The 14,392-nt window shown below is 69.0% G+C and carries 15 protein-coding genes and 1 pseudogene; 10 read left to right on the top strand and 6 right to left on the bottom strand.

All coding sequences use genetic code 11. From position 1 onward, the window contains the following. Positions 1-679: pseudogene (locus ON38_RS31400) on the top strand (glycosyltransferase); the annotation flags it as partial. Positions 680-1,205: 526 nt separating this feature from the next. Here ON38_RS31400 and ON38_RS31405 read toward each other — a convergent pair. From ON38_RS31405 to ON38_RS31420, 4 genes are all read right to left on the bottom strand, one after another. Next, the gene (locus ON38_RS31405) at positions 1,206-1,391 is read right to left on the bottom strand and encodes a hypothetical protein (protein ID WP_039828820.1); all 186 of its coding nucleotides are present in this window, start codon (positions 1,389-1,391) and stop codon (positions 1,206-1,208) included. A 64-nt stretch (positions 1,392-1,455) separates the two neighbouring features. Next, complete coding sequence (locus tag ON38_RS31410; protein ID WP_039828821.1) at positions 1,456-1,863, bottom strand: YciI family protein; 408 nt, start codon at positions 1,861-1,863, stop codon at positions 1,456-1,458. 736 nt (positions 1,864-2,599) lie between these two features. Further along, entirely contained in the window at positions 2,600-3,466 is an 867-nt protein-coding gene (locus ON38_RS31415; RefSeq protein WP_157182022.1) for a hypothetical protein, read from the bottom strand. A gap of 215 nt (positions 3,467-3,681) precedes the next feature. Next, positions 3,682-4,326 carry a recombinase family protein gene (locus tag ON38_RS31420; RefSeq protein WP_039828951.1) on the bottom strand — a complete coding sequence of 215 codons (645 nt, stop codon included), beginning with the start codon at positions 4,324-4,326 and terminating at the stop codon, positions 3,682-3,684. A gap of 991 nt (positions 4,327-5,317) precedes the next feature. Here ON38_RS31420 and ON38_RS37810 point away from each other — a divergent pair. From ON38_RS37810 to ON38_RS31440, 4 genes are read left to right on the top strand one after another with little or no spacing between them, the layout of a single operon-like run. Beyond that, a complete protein-coding gene (locus tag ON38_RS37810; protein WP_039828824.1) occupies positions 5,318-6,295 on the top strand; it encodes an ornithine cyclodeaminase family protein in 978 nt (325 codons plus the stop codon). Then, a complete protein-coding gene (locus ON38_RS31430; RefSeq protein ID WP_039828827.1) occupies positions 6,286-7,632 on the top strand; it encodes a type III PLP-dependent enzyme domain-containing protein in 1,347 nt (448 codons plus the stop codon). Before ON38_RS37810 ends, ON38_RS31430 begins: the two co-directional genes overlap by 10 nt. After that, positions 7,629-8,699, top strand: a complete 1,071-nt coding sequence (locus ON38_RS31435; RefSeq protein WP_083873253.1) for a PLP-dependent cysteine synthase family protein — start codon at positions 7,629-7,631, stop codon at positions 8,697-8,699. Before ON38_RS31430 ends, ON38_RS31435 begins: the two co-directional genes overlap by 4 nt. 7 nt (positions 8,700-8,706) lie before the next feature. Further along, a complete protein-coding gene (locus ON38_RS31440; RefSeq protein WP_039828829.1) occupies positions 8,707-10,110 on the top strand; it encodes an MATE family efflux transporter in 1,404 nt (467 codons plus the stop codon). A gap of 107 nt (positions 10,111-10,217) precedes the next feature. Here the strand turns inward: ON38_RS31440 and ON38_RS31445 are convergent, their stop codons facing one another. Then, positions 10,218-10,631, bottom strand: a complete 414-nt coding sequence (locus tag ON38_RS31445) for a MarR family winged helix-turn-helix transcriptional regulator (RefSeq protein ID WP_039828830.1) — start codon at positions 10,629-10,631, stop codon at positions 10,218-10,220. Positions 10,632-10,709: 78 nt separating this feature from the next. On the opposite strand from ON38_RS31445, the gene ON38_RS31450 reads away from it, so the two are divergent. The 4 genes from ON38_RS31450 to ON38_RS31465 all read left to right on the top strand — a co-directional run bounded on the left by ON38_RS31450 (position 10,710) and on the right by ON38_RS31465 (position 13,456). Next, positions 10,710-11,237: a winged helix DNA-binding protein gene (locus ON38_RS31450; protein WP_157182023.1), complete on the top strand. Its 528-nt coding sequence runs from the start codon at positions 10,710-10,712 to the stop codon at positions 11,235-11,237. Between the two features lie 183 nt (positions 11,238-11,420). Next, complete coding sequence (locus ON38_RS31455) at positions 11,421-11,684, top strand: hypothetical protein (protein WP_039828831.1); 264 nt, start codon at positions 11,421-11,423, stop codon at positions 11,682-11,684. A 215-nt stretch (positions 11,685-11,899) separates the two neighbouring features. Next, positions 11,900-12,670, top strand: a complete 771-nt coding sequence (locus ON38_RS36540) for a VOC family protein (RefSeq protein ID WP_157182024.1) — start codon at positions 11,900-11,902, stop codon at positions 12,668-12,670. A 117-nt stretch (positions 12,671-12,787) separates the two neighbouring features. After that, complete coding sequence (locus tag ON38_RS31465; protein ID WP_039828832.1) at positions 12,788-13,456, top strand: hypothetical protein; 669 nt, start codon at positions 12,788-12,790, stop codon at positions 13,454-13,456. Between the two features lie 14 nt (positions 13,457-13,470). Here ON38_RS31465 and ON38_RS31470 read toward each other — a convergent pair whose 3' ends face one another. Further along, entirely contained in the window at positions 13,471-13,704 is a 234-nt protein-coding gene (locus ON38_RS31470) for a hypothetical protein (protein ID WP_039828833.1), read from the bottom strand. 18 nt (positions 13,705-13,722) lie between these two features. Here ON38_RS31470 and ON38_RS31475 point away from each other — a divergent pair, with 18 nt between their 5' ends. Continuing rightward, on the top strand, positions 13,723-14,379 hold the full coding sequence (locus tag ON38_RS31475; RefSeq protein ID WP_039828834.1) for a hypothetical protein: 657 nt from the start codon (positions 13,723-13,725) through the stop codon (positions 14,377-14,379). Positions 14,380-14,392 lie beyond the last annotated feature (13 nt).

Genomic DNA, 14,392 nt, shown 5'->3' on the forward strand with positions numbered 1-14,392 from the left:
ACTCGGTGTGCTGGCCCGGCGCACCGAGACCGCCGCGGCGCCCCGGCTCGCGGCGGTGATCGCGAATTCCCGTGCGGTGGCCGACCGGGTCAGGGACTGGTGGGGGCTGCCCGCCACGGTCGTCTATCCCCCGGTGCACCTGGACCGCTTCGCCGCGGACCCGGCGGTACCGCGGGAGGACTTCCTCCTGTTCGCCGGCCGCCTGGTCCCCTACAAACGCCCCGACCTGGCCATTCGTGCCGCCCAGCGGGCCGGCCTGCGCCTGGTCGTGGTCGGCGACGGCCGCTATCGCCGCCGGTTGGAGGCGCTCGCCGGTCCGGAAACCACCTTCCTGGGCGCCGCCCCGGACGCTGTCCTGGCCGATATGTACCGCCGCTGCCGAGCCCTGCTCATGCCCGGGGTGGAGGATTTCGGCATCGTGCCGGTGGAGGCGATGGCCTGCGGGGCGCCCGTCCTCGCGGTGGGCGCGGGCGGCGCCCTGGACACCGTCGTCCCCGGAGTCACCGGCGGGCATATCGCGGCCGGCGCCGACGAGGAGGTGATCGACGGATTCGCCGCTGCCCTGCGCGACCCGTCCACCACCGACCTGGACCCGGCCCGGATCCGCGGCCACGCCCAATCGTTCGCTCCCCCGGTGTTCCGGGCCCGTATGGCGGACACCGTTGAGCGAGTACTGCGAACGCGCGACGCCACGGTGGTGCCGGACGCCCACAGCTCCGGCCCTTCCGCCGCTACTCCGCGCCCCGGTTCCGGAACGGTGCGTACCGATCCCGGGGACGCCCCTGGATTTTCCGTATCTCCGCGACCGTATCGTTGACGATCGCGAAACTGGTGAAGGTGAGCGGATAGTATTCCGCCGACATGGCGTCCCGGCGGGTCGGCACGCGCAGCTCGCCCTCGGCTCCGTCGTACGTCTCCAGCACCGCCCGGAAACCGGCCTCCTCGTCCTGGTGCACCACCGATGTCCGCCGCCCGCGAGGCGCCGCGAAGGTCAGGCGCCACACCGTCTCCCACCGGCCTCTCTCGTCCGCCTGGAAAGCCGATCGAGTGCTACCGGAACGTTTCGCGCCGACGTTCCTCGCCCCGGTCTCGCCGAAGGCTGTGGCGGAGACGGCGATCAGCGAGTCCTCGCGCGGCCACCTGGTCAGGCCGCGGCGATACAGAGCGCCGCTCGGCGTGTATCGACGTGAATGACCTCGGCGAACTCAGTGCGCGGCGACCTGGTCTGCAATCACCACCGACTCTTCGTATCCCGGCAGGAAGAAGGCGACGACGAACGCGGCGAGCGCCGAACCTGCGGCAATGATCATGAGGACGCGGAAGGCGTTCTCGGTCGGAACCGCCGTGCCCTCGACAGCCATGGTCATCTCGGCGAGTACGAGACCGGTCACGGCACTGGCTGCCGAAGTCCCACCGCCAGCACCGCGGGAACCAGCTCCCGCAGCAGCGCGTCGTTCACTCGGCCGCCGAAAGCGTCTCGGTGAGCAGCGGCCGGATCTCGAGCCATTCGTAGATCGGTTCACCGCGGTACCCGGGCGCGGCGGACAGCTCCGCCGCCAGTTCGAGTGCTCGATCCCAGGATTCCACGTCGATCACCATCCACCCCGCGATGAGGTCCTTGGTCTCGGCGAAGGGCCCGTCGGTTACCGGCGGGCGCCCGGCGCCATCGCCCCGCACGAAGGTCCCCTCGGGTGCCAGCGCCCGTTCGTCCACGAACTCGCCGTTGTCCCGCAATTTGTCCGCGAAATCCCGCATGTACTGGATATGCGCGTCCACCTCCTCCGGCGTCCAGCGGTCCATCGGCACAAAATCACCAACGGGGGTGGGGCCGCCGCGGTAGTGCTTCAGCAGCAGGTACTTCATGACGGTTCTCCTTCGTCGTCGCGACCCTCGTGGCCGCTCTCACCCCTGAGACGGAGCCCGCACGGCGTTCTCGACATCCCCGGCCCGGCGAATCCGAAATATTTTTCCGGCGCCTCGGGCAAACCTGCCACAGCACTGTCTCCGCGGCCGGCCGGACACAGTTGCTCGCACTCGACCCCGGGCATTCCCTGATCCAATGTCCCGTCTGCCGCCGAGTCGTTTGGCATGGAGTCCGCCAGCGGGCCGATGCCGTCTACTGCTCGACAGCATGTGAGAGCAAGGCGGCGCGGCAGCGACGACGGTAACCATGACGGACAGCGGTAACGAAACCGCTCCATTCCGGAGCCGCGATCTCACAAGGGATCGAGTCGCCACGAAGGCACGCACGCGGCGGATGTCTGGCGGCACCAACGTGCGGGTACACCCGCTTCACCAACAGGCCCGCACCTCGGCGAGGCGGCCGCCGGTCACCGTACCAGGGGGTCCGGTAGCAACCGCCGAAAAACAACGGATATGCCCGTTCTACCTGGTTGGTGCGGGCGCAGAGAGGAGGTTGAACGGGTCGGAGCGGACTTTCGGCAGTGCTCTCGTCAGGAGATATGTCATATCTGCCCGATTTTCGGCCGATACTACGGCCTCTCTGTGGAGACGCGGGCGTACCCGATGAGCGCTCCTCCTCCGCCATCACGGCAAGATCGAGTGGCGGTGCGCCTTGGCGGGTGTCCGCTCCCGCTTCTCAGGGGGATGGTTCTGTTTCCTCGGGCAGTGTTCGGGGGCGTTGCCGGAGTTGTTCGGCGATGGATGTGGCGAAATCGTCGACGGGGATGAGTTTCTCGCCGGGGGAAGCGATGCCGAGCTGGGTCAGGCCTTCGGCGTAGTTCTGGTTCCGCAGGGGGTAGACCGCGAGATCGGCGGTGGTGCCGTCGCCGGATTTCAGGGTGAAGTAGGCGGGCTCGAGGTTCGTCCGGCCCGCCCAGAGTCGGGCGTCGTTGACCCGGCCCTGATGCCGGATTTCGATGTCGTTGTTGTGCCGCGCCACTTCCGGAGGCGAGGCGGTGTCGTAGGGGGCGAGGTCGCGTGCCAGCTTGGAGTAGTCACGGGACCGGACCACGATGGCTGTTTCCCCGTCAACACTCAAGCGCAGGTACCGGTGTGGGTCGATCACCTGGTCCAGCCATTGCGGAAGTGGGCGGGTCTCGGGCATGCGCAAGGAAATTTCCCTGGTCCAGCCTGTTTCGCCGGCAGGGTGCAGCCGGAAGTCGAGGTGGCCGTGGACCGTGTCGTCCAGGACATCCTGTGGTGGTGCGTTGGTGCCGGTATCGCGGACAACAGCATGTAGTTCCCGGTTTCCGCGGTCGCCGGTACTGCGCAGTTCCACCTGAACCTTTCCCCGCGTGGACTGCAACGCGTAGGAAACGGTGTCGGCCACGGTCAGCCCGGCGTCATCGACCCGCTTCACAGGCCAGTCGGGCAATTGCCCACGCATCCAATCCCATACCCCCGCGTCGGTATGGCGTCGTCCGCCGAAGTCGACGGAGCGCACAGCAGCTCGATCGATATCGAGCACTACGGTGCGGGAAGCCCGGTCGGCGGAAGTCGCCACGCCGGCCGCACCGCTGCCGGGTGAGCCGTCGCCACCGCGCCGCACGTGATCGGCTCCCTCCACCGAGGCATGTCCGATGACATGATCGGCCTCTCGGACGCCATGGGCCCGCCGGTGTATCCAGTCGCTATGCCCCTCGGACCGGACACGAAGCAGCGCTCGTAGATCATCACGCAGACGCCCGATCAGGTCTCGAGCACTGTCGCCTGCGCCCTTCATCGGACCGAGGAAGCGAGCCCCAATTCGGGCAGATACTTGTATAGCGTGGTCCGCGAGACCCCCAGCAGGCGCGCGATCGAAGACACCGACTCATCCGGCCGGGTCAACAGCGCGCGGGCCTGCCGGATCTGCTCCTCGCTCATCGCCGGAGGCCGGCCCAGGCGCTGCCCACGGGCCCGCGCCGCGGCCAGGCCTTCATGGGTGCCCTCGACGATCAGCTCGCGGATGAACTCGGCCAGCGCGGCGAACACGTGGAACACCAGGCGCCCGCCCGGGGTGGTGGTGTCGAGAGATTCGTGCAGCGACCGGAACCCGATCCCGCGGCGGCGCAGGTCGGCCACGATCGAGATCAGATCCTGCAGAGAGCGGCCGAGCCGGTCCAGGGAAGCGACCACGAGGGTGTCGCCGGCGCGCATGTAGTCCAGGCACGCCGACAACTGTTCGCGCTCGGCATCCTTCCCGGACTTCTTGTCAGCGAACACCTTCTTGCAGCCGACGGCCTTCAGGGCTCGGGTCTGCCGGTCCAGGTTCTGGTCGCGGGTGGAGACGCGGACGTATCCGATCAGCGCTCCTCCCCCGCCGACCGGATCCAGGGCATCGCCGTCGAGGGAGAGTGGTTCGAGCGCATCGGTATCCGTCACCCCCGAATCGTACATAAAAGGATGATCCGCCGTTGTTGAACACTCAAACTTTGCGACATGTTTTTGAACAACGCCGTTCTCGGTCGACCTGGACATTCGGGCGCCAGAGCCCGTTTCCGCCCGACTGTTCAAAAAAATCGACTAATGAACAACTCTGTCGGGGGTTGCCTTTCGTGCCGGGTACTCAGTTCCGCCGCTTCAGGAGGCGCTGCCCGAGAAACGCCTCGTCGTTCAGCTTGATGTCGGCGACGGTTCCCAGCGCTTTCGCCGGACCGCAAGGTTGGGAGCGGCGCGCTGTGGTGTCTCGCTCGGCGTCGGCAGGCGCATGCCTGGAGGCCCATTCGCCGGCCGGTTGCGTAGTGAGACCCCTTCGACGTACAAAGTGGTCGAATGCGCATATCCATGTAGCCGAATACAGTTCGTCGATTGCGGAAGTTTGTGCAGCGACCGCAACTCGTCTGCGTAATCTGCGAAACCCGTTGCGGCAGAATTCTTATCGACTCACCCGCGAAGGGCCAACCGGCACTGTCGCGGCCCGTCGAGGGCATCGGCGGCCCCGGCCGACGGGCACCCGGCCACGGCTTCGACCGGCCGCCGACGCGGCTCCGCCGGTCGATACGTGTCACACATCACCACTACCAAACGCTAACGAAAACCATTATCGTTAACGTACGATGCTGGACATGATCATCACGCGGCACCGAAGATGTTCGGCCGCAATATATCTCGGCCCCGGCCGTGACCTTCCTCGGAAGCCTTCGCCCGGCTCGGCCGCCCCCGGACCTTCGGCGACGACGGATCCGGCTCGCCCGGTGACCGCCCGCGCTGTCGGGCGCGCGCCACCGGGCGCCCGACCGGCGTCACCGCTGAAAGCGTCTCCGTCCCACCGGTCCCTGCCACCCGCCCCGGGCCTGCTGCCGCTGTACCGCATTCGGACGAACGCCTCGCGCGCCGGTTCCCGCCTCGTCGAACCACACGACATCGGAGTTCCATGAGTAACGCCCTGCACATCCTGACCCGGACCGATCTGGCCGATATCGATATCACCCCGGACGAGGTGATCGAACTCGTCGAGGAGGGATATGCGGCCTTCGCCCGCGGTGAATCACGCTGTCCGGTCAAACTCATGATGTCGCTACCGGATACCGAACGCGACGCCGTCTCCTATTCCATGCTCGGCTACGACGGTTCGCTCGAGCACCTCGGTTTCAAGACCTCCTACCGCCAGGGCAGTACCAGCGCGGAGAAGTACTACACGACCATCAGCCTCTACGACGACACCACGGGCCTACCGTTCGCGTTCATGGACTGCCAGCGCGTCGGCGCCGCGCGTACACCGGCCACCACCGCCATCACCGCGAAACACGCTGCCCGCGAGGGCGCGACGAGCGCCCTCATGATCGGCACCGGCGTCCAGGGCCGCAACACACTCCCCTACCTGCTCACCGCCCTGCCCGGTCTCGAGCGTCTGCGCCTGTACGGCACCCATCCCGACGGCATCGCCGAGAGCCGGGCGGCGCTGCGACGCTGGTTCCCGGACCGGGAACTCGAACTCGTCGACGATGTACCCGCGGCGGTCGCCGAATCCGACATCGTGGTGGTGGCCTCCGGGCGCGCCGCCCATCCGAAGGTGCGGACCGAATGGCTGCGTCCGGGCGGCCTGCTGATCTCGGTGGCCAGCAAAGGAGTCGAGAGCGGCGCCCTGCGTGCCGCGAACTACACGATCGCGACCAGCACCGGCCAGCTGGGCGTCACCGGGACCCGCCTGGCGGGCGCGGACGGCGAACTGGTCATCGATGCCGAGCTCCCCGAGATCGTGGCCGGCCGGGCCCCGGGCCGGCGGGACGCGGACGACCGGGTGTTCGCCTTCTCCAGCGGGATGATCATCACCGATATCCCGGTGGCGCACGCCCTGGCGACCCGGGCCGTGGCGGCCGGTCGTGGACAGCAGGTGCGGTTGTGGACCTGACCGCGACGGTTACCCTGCCCACCCTGCCCGCGATCGAACCCGAGTGGCAGCGCACCCTGCGGGCCGACCGGCGCGTACTCTTCGATATCCACCACGCGACCGGCGGACCGTTCCATCTGGTCCATCCCCCGAGTTTCGCCGCCAATCTGCGCGCTTTCCAGGATGTGCTGGCCCGGCACGCAGTGCGCGGCCAGGTGTACTACGGCAAGAAGGCCAACAAGGCCGGATGCTGGCTCACGGTCGCGGCCGACCTCGACGCCGGAGTCGACGTCGCCTCCGAACCGGAACTCGTCCACGCGTTGGCCCACGGGGTACGCGGGCGCGACCTCGGCGTGACGGGCGCGGCCAAAACCGATGCCCTGCTGCGGTTGGCGGCCCGCCACGGCTGTCTGGTCGCCGTCGACGCGCTCGACGAACTGGACCGCGCCGCCGAGATCGCCCGCACGGCGGGCCGGTTGCGGATCCTGTTGCGGCGGTTGCCGCCGGGTGCGCCGCACAGTCGCTTCGGATTGTCGGATCCCGACCTCGAGCGGGCGCTCGGCCGGTGCGTGGAACTGCGGGAAAACCTCGAGCTCGCCGGGTTCTCGTTCCACCTCGACGGGTACGCGGTCGCGCCGCGGGCGGAGCTGGCCCACGACATGATCGAGTGGTGTATCCGGGCGCGCGCACAGGGGCTGCCGGCCAGCGCGATATCGATCGGTGGCGGGTTCGCCTGCCGCTACCTGCGCGACGAGGATTGGGCCGCCTTCGCCCGCGATCGGTGCGACGACTGGTTCCACGCGGGCAAACAGTTCGAGAAGTTCTATCCCTACGCGCAGCATCCGACCGGCGCGGCCATGCTCGACGCGGTACTGACCGCCCGGTCGCGGGGTCGCACCCTGGCCGAACGGTTGCGTGCCGCCGATATCGCACTGCTGCTGGAACCCGGTCGCGCGCTGCTCATCGACGCGGGTTTCACCGTGTTCCCGGTCCTCGGTTTCAAACAGCACGCCGACTACGGCATCACCACCGCCCACGGACTGAGCATGAGCGTCTCCGAGCAGTGGAAGGGTAGCGAGTTCCTGCCCGATCCGATCCTGATCCCGCGCGCCGCCGACCCGGAAGCCCGGCCGGTGGCCTCCTGTGTCGGCGGGGCCAGCTGTATGGAATACGACGTGCTCACCTGGCGCAAGGTCCTCCTCCCCCAGCAGCCGCGTCCCGGCGATCTGCTGCTGTACCCGAACACCGCCGGTTACCAGATGGACAAGAACGAGAGCGAATTCCATCAGCTTCCGCTTCCGCCGAAGATCGTGGTGACCGCGGCGGAGGATCGGTGGCAGTGGAGACTGGACCGGTGACCGCCACGATCCCGTTCGGCAGCGAGAATGTCGTGCGCCGCGCCTCCGACCTGATCGGCGCCACTCCCCTGTTCGAACTGGTGCGTACCGGGTCCGGTAGCAGACTGCTGCTCAAGCTCGAGCAGTTCAACCCGACCGGTTCGGCCAAGGTGCGGATGGCCCGGGAAATGGTGCTGGCGGCCGAACGCAGCGGCGATCTCGCCCCCGGCGGCCATATCGTGGAACCCACGTCCGGCAATACCGGCACCGGCCTGGCCCTCATCGCCCTCGAACGTGGCTACGCCTTCACCGCGGTGGTCGACGGCCATGCCGCGGCGGACAAACTCCGGGCCATGCGCGCCATGGGCGCGCGGCTGGTGACGGTCGACGGCGACGGCAGCGCCGGGCCGAGCAGCGTGCGGCGGCGGCACCTCGCCGCCGAGATCGCCGCCGCCACCGGCGCCTACCGGCCCGACCAGCACAACAACCCGCACAACAACGCCGGCTATCGGGAACTGGCCGGCGAACTGCGCAAGGACCTGGCGACCGATATCGACTACCTGGTCGGCGCGGTGGGCACCGGCGGATCGCTGTGCGGCACCGTGGAGGAGCTGCGCCGGCTGGGGTCGCGGGTGTACGCCGTCGGCGTGGAACCGGTGGGTTCCATCATCTTCGGCGGCGAACCCGGCTCCTACTGGCAGACCGGGGCGGGCAGTCCGGCCGGCTTCCCGGTGGGCGGCAATATGCGCTATGAGCTGATCGACGAGAACTGCCGCGTCGGCGATATCGACGCCTTCGCCACGGCCCGGGTGGTGGCGCGGCGTACCGGCATCCTGATCGGCGGCACGGCGGGCGCGGCCGTCCATGTGGCGTTGCGCCGGCTGGTCCGGGTGCCGCCGGGCAGCACCGTGGTGGTGCTGGCGTGCGACGCCGGCGAGAAATATCTCGACACCGTGTACGACGACGACTGGCTGGCCGAGCGCGGCCTCTACGATCGGGCCGCCCGGCAACGCATGGTGCGGCTCTGCCGCGCCTACGACGAATCGGTGCGACTCGCGGCCCTCGATCTCCGGCGACAGGGAGCGTGAGCAACAGATGACGTTTCGATGGCACCCCTATCGGGCGATCCTGGCGCTCGCCGCTCCGATCGCCGGAATCCAGCTCGCCCAGGTGGCGCTCACCACGGTCGATCTGGCGATGATGGGATTTCTCGGCGTGGCGGCCGTCGCGGCGGGAGGCCTGGCGCTGCTGCTGTACAACCAGTTGCGCACCATGTGCGTGGGTATGGTCACCGGCGTCGGAAACCTGATCGCGGCGGCGGCCGGAAGGGGCGAGAAACGCACCGGCACCGGCGAACTCGACGCCGCGGCGCGCACCGAGATCCACGGATACCTGCGCGCCGCGCTGTTCGTCGCCACCGTAACCTCGGTGGGCGGCGCGCTCGCGCTGGTCGCGCTCGGCTACGCCCTGCGCTGGATGGGGCAGGACACCGCGGTGCTCGAGCTGGCCCGCCCGATCATCTGGACACTCGCGCCCGGCCTGGTGCCGATGCTGTGGCTCAACGTTCTCCGGCAGTTCGCCGTCGGCATGCGCCGGGCGGGTTCGCTGCTGCGGGTCACGCTGTGGTCGGTCGGGGTCAACGCACTGCTCGACGCGTTGTTCGTCTTCGGCTGGTTCGGCGTGCCGAAACTCGGACTCGCGGGGATCGGTCTGGCCACCACGCTGGTCCAGTGCTGGACCTGCGCCGTCTATCTACGCAGCGTCCGGCGCGATCCGGTGCTCGGTGCCCTGCTGTCGCTGCGCGCCTGGCAGGCCGACCGTGCCACGGTGGTGCGTATCGTGCGCATGGGGACACCGATCGCGCTGACCTACGGTGCGGAAGCGGCGATCACCTCGATCGCCACCGTCCTGATGGGCGGATTCGGCGCGGTCGCGCTGGCCGCGAGCAATATCGTGAACCAGCTCGCCTATATCGTCTACCAGGTCAATATCGGCCTGTCGCAGGGCTCGTCGATCCTGCTGAGCCGCACCGTGGGCCAGGGCGACCGGGACGCGGTGGCCGCTATCGCGCGCCGGACGTTCACCCTCGGTTTCACCTTCATGACAGCGGTCGGCCTGCTCTACGTGCTGGCACCACATCTCGTGCTCGCCCCGTTCCTCGGCTCGCATCGCGAGGACACCGCGGTGGTCGCGGCCGCCACCACCCTGCTGTGGTTCGCCATCGTCCAGCAGTACTGCAAAGGCGCCCAGAATCTCTGCGTCGGTCTGCTGCGCGGGATCGGGAACACGAAGGCCGGTATGCAGAGCACCCTCATCGGATACTTCGCCCTCGGCGTGCCCGCGATGGCGGTGTTCGGTATCGCGCTCGGCTGGCACGGTCCAGGTGTCTGGCTCGGCCTGTGCCTGGGATTCGGAGCGACGGCGTTCCTGGTGCAGCGTAGGTTCCGGCGCGAGCTCCGGGACCGCGTGCCGGGTGGGCACCTGGCCGCGCGCACCTGAACAGGCCCCACCGGCTCGGGCGCGACGCCGCGTACCCGCGGGACCGTAGCGGGGACCGCAACACACCGGACCCCGGCGGTACCCCGGCGTTTCCACGGGCCGGGGTACTAGGGCATCGCCCGCACGAATCGATCGAGCAAACGCGCGAATTCGCCGCGCTCGTCCGCGGTCCAGCCGGTCATGGCGGTTTCGAAAGCGGCCCGGCGGCGGGCGTGGGACCGTTCGAGGATCTCCCGTCCACGCTCGGTGAGGACCAGCACCGAACGTCTGCCGTCGGCCTGGTCGGCGACCCGGCGGACCAGATCCTCGGCGACCGCGGCAGCCACCAGTTTGCTGGCCCGCGGCTGGTCCACGGCCAGGGCGGAGGCCACCGCGGAGACCGAGGGGTGCGGCGTCGCCTCGATCACGTCCAGCACGTCGAAGGATTGCCCGGCCGGTTCGCCCTCTTTCGCGAGCGCGCGCCGGGTCTGTCGGCGGCGGATCGCCACCATCGCTCGTTCTACGCGCTCGACATCATCCACCCCGACATGTTATTACGGACATATACATGTCCAATGACAACTAATTATGATTTGTCATGTATTCGAATGGAGACTCCGATGAACGTCCGCACCCTGCTGTTCGGCGCCGCCACCCTGCTACTCGTCCCGCTGGCCGCCGCCTGCGGCGAGCCCGCCGCCGACCCGACTCCGGCGGAACCGGCACCCGCCGGCGAGAACCGGCTCATCGGCTACCAGGTCAAACGGCTCGACCAGCTGATCGACCTGACCTTCGACCGGCTGGTCGCCGACGCCGGGCTCTCCCGGCGCGAATGGCAGACCCTCAACGCGCTCGCCGCCGGCCCGGCCGGGGATGCGGCATTGACCGATGCGCTCCGCCCGTTCTGGGAGGTCGAGCAGGAAGACCCGCGCGAGGTGGTCGCCGCGCTGGCCGAGCGCGGGTGGGTGGGCCGGGACTCCGACGGGCGCTACGTCCTCACCGAAGCCGGGCGCACGACCCGGGCGGCGGCAGCCGACTCGGTGGGCCGGATCCGTGACCTCGCCGCGACCGGCGTGAGCGACCAGGAGTTCACGCAGATGATGGATGTCATGGCACGCATCATCGCCAACCTCGAACAGGCCGCCTGAGCCTGCGCCCGGAGGCAGGCGCCGGGTTTCGTGCCGGTTGCGAACCCGGTGCCGCGCGGCAGTGCACTGTGAACGCCGGCAGCGAAATCGCAAGAGCACGTTTCACCGCATCGGGTCGGGCCACCACCGCCCCGAGGTGACAATGGCGATGGGCAACCCCGCAGGAAGAGACGAAAGGACAGAGTGCAGAACGGATATCGTTCCACGCTGGTGGAGCAGATGCGGAAGTACGCGCCCGCACTCCCTGCGGTGACGGCGGATTCGCTGCGCACGAAGGTGATGGTGGGTGAGCTCTCGCTCGCCTCCGTCGATCTCGTCAGCTCATTGGTCGACAACGCGGTGTCTGTCGACCCACAGGACGTGCCGACGCTGCGATGGCTGATCGAAAGCGTCACCACGCCCCCGGACACCCCGACAGACCTGGCCGACCGACTGGGGGTCGAGTAGGAGTCGCCGACTCGACCGCAGCGCGCAGGCACATCTTCTCGGTCGTGAATACTGGTGTCGCCACGGCAGGTCGACCCAGGAATGCCCCGGGCTGCGGTGATCCGGTATGCCAGGACATCAGTACGCCGACAGCCCCGCCAGGTCGGCCGTGGGCCCGCTGTCGCATCGGCCCCGTCCGGCGGCCCGTACCCAGAACCCGTGATCCGGAGGATAGTATGAGCGCGACCTCGATCGAGAGCATTCTCCTCGGCAGCACCGACCCCGGAAGTCTCCGCGCCTGGTATGCCCAGGTGCTGGGCGTCACGCCCGATATCGACGGCTTCCTCGACTTCGGCGGTGTCGGCGTACTCACCGACGCCCGCGACGATCTCGCCCCGCGTGCCGCCGAACCCGGGCGCGTGATCATCAATTACCACGTGCCCGATATCCACGCCGCCGCCCGACGGCTGGAAGCCTTCGAGGTTCCCTGGGTGTCCGGCGTGCAGTACCGTCCGGCGGGACTGTGGTTCGCCACGGTCGAGGACCCCGACGGCAACTATGTCCAGCTGATCCAGACCACCCCCGTCTACTGGGCCGAGAAGAAGCACCGCGCAGGCGCGACCGCCGGCCCGCTGGACAACGCCCGGGCGGCGGTCCGGCTTCCGGCACAGGATCTCCGGCGGGCGCGGACCTGGTACGCGCGGCGACTCGGACTCGAGCCCGCCGAGGAACGCGACGGCGGGCTGCGCTACCGCTGCGGCGGTACCGAGTTCGTGGTGTTCACGTCGACCGGTCGGGCTTCGGGCGACCACACCCAGATGGGGTTCACGGTGCCCGATCTCGAGTCGGCCGTCGCGGAGTTGCGGGCGCGGGGTGTGGAATTCGAGAGCGAAATCGTCGAAGTACGGGGCCACTACCCGTCGACCGGAGCGTCCGGGGAGCGCGCAACCTGGTTCCGGGACAGCGAAGGCAATCTGCTCGGTCTGAGCCAGTACGTCTACGACTGACCCTCGTGCCCGGTTCGGGGCGCCGCAACGCCGGGCACCGTCCGGCCGAACCCGGGAAACCGCCGCCGGGCAAACCGCGGGCGACGGCGTGTCGGGGTGAATCGATAGTCTGCCGGGATGGTCAGACCGGATCCGGCACTGCGGCGTCTGCTGCGCGAAACAGGAAAGTTGCTCCAGCCGTATGGTTTTCACGGCACCGACGCCCCATGGGTGCGGGTGGAGCCGGACGGCGTCGCGTCCGTCGGCCGCACCCGGGTGTCGCGGACCTGGGCCGACGGTCAGCAGGTCCTACGATTCGGTCTGCAGCTCGACGCCACTCCGCGGGCCTGGTGGGAATTCGGCAACTGGCGCAACGAACGGCTGGGCCTGGCACCGATCCCGCTGGAGCAGGCCGCCGGTCCCGATCTGATCGACGACCACGGCCTGCCCGCGGAACTCACCCGCCCATGGTCGCTGCGGGTCGACCCGGAGCAGCCGGGCGGGCACGCACTACAGGCCGATCTCGACACCATCCGCGCCGAACTCCCCCGCCGGGTCCACGCCTACGCACGCCGGGCGATCCAGCTCGCCGACCCGGACCGCTATCTGACCGAACTCCAGGCGCAACCCGGTGATCGAATCGGCACCCGCGAAGCGATCGTCGTCCTGCTCGCCGACCGCGGCCCCGGCCCGGAGCTCGACGTGGCGATCCACCGGCTGCGGACCTGCTTCGCCGACCGCCGGGCCTCGGAGTTCGCGGAGGAGGTCATCACCTACGCGCGGACCCGGGCCGCCACCGTCGTCTGAGCTGTACCGGGGTGTCAGCGGCGGAAGAGCCGGCGCACCCGGGCGCGAACCCGGGCCGCGCGTGATTCGGCTTCGGGTGGCTCGACCGCCTGCTCGGCGGCCACCGCCTGCGCGAACCGGGCGTGCAACTGCTCGCGGACCTCGTCCGGCGTGTAGGCGCGCCGGCGGCGTTCGGCACGCACCACCACCACACCGGTGGCCACCACACCGGCCGCTCCCGCCAAACCCAATACCTTCCACCACCTCATAACGCATAGGCTACGTCCATGGCGGGTGCGGATCTCGATCTCGACCGGGCTGTCGAGATCACCAGGACAGGTGACATCTGGTTGTTCCGTGGTCATTCCACGGCCGATCGGATGATCCGGATGACGACGAACAGTCCGGTCAACCATGTGGGGATGTCGGTGGTGATCGACGACCTTCCGGCGCTGATCTGGCACGCCGAACTCGGCCGGTCGCTACCGGATATGTGGTCGGGCACCGCGCACCGCGGCGCACAATTGCACAACCTGCGCGACGCGGTGCTGACCTGGGCGAACCGCTACGGTCAGCAGGCGTGGCTGCGCCAGCTCGAACCGCCCGCCACCCGGGAGATGGAAGACGGCGTGCTGCGCACGGTAGCGCGACTCGACGGCACCCCGTTCCCGTCCACCGCGGCGCTGGCCGGGCGCTGGTTCCGCGGCCGGGTCCGGTTGCCGCGCCGCCGCTCCCGGCGGCCCGCCGCCCGCGAAGTGGAGAACGCCTACTGCGCGGAGATCGTGGCGGCCACATACCAGGCGATGGGTCTGCTCCCGGATACCCGCAGCCCGGACTGGTACGACCCCGGCCGGTTCTGGAGCGGGGATCGACTGCGGCTGCGCGGCGGCCGGACGCTCAGCGGCGAGATCGCCGTACACGCCCCGCCCGAGCCGGCGAACTGATCGCCGGCCGGGG

The organism is Nocardia testacea NBRC 100365 (assembly GCF_000308775.1).
Taxonomy (GTDB): domain Bacteria; phylum Actinomycetota; class Actinomycetes; order Mycobacteriales; family Mycobacteriaceae; genus Nocardia; species Nocardia testacea.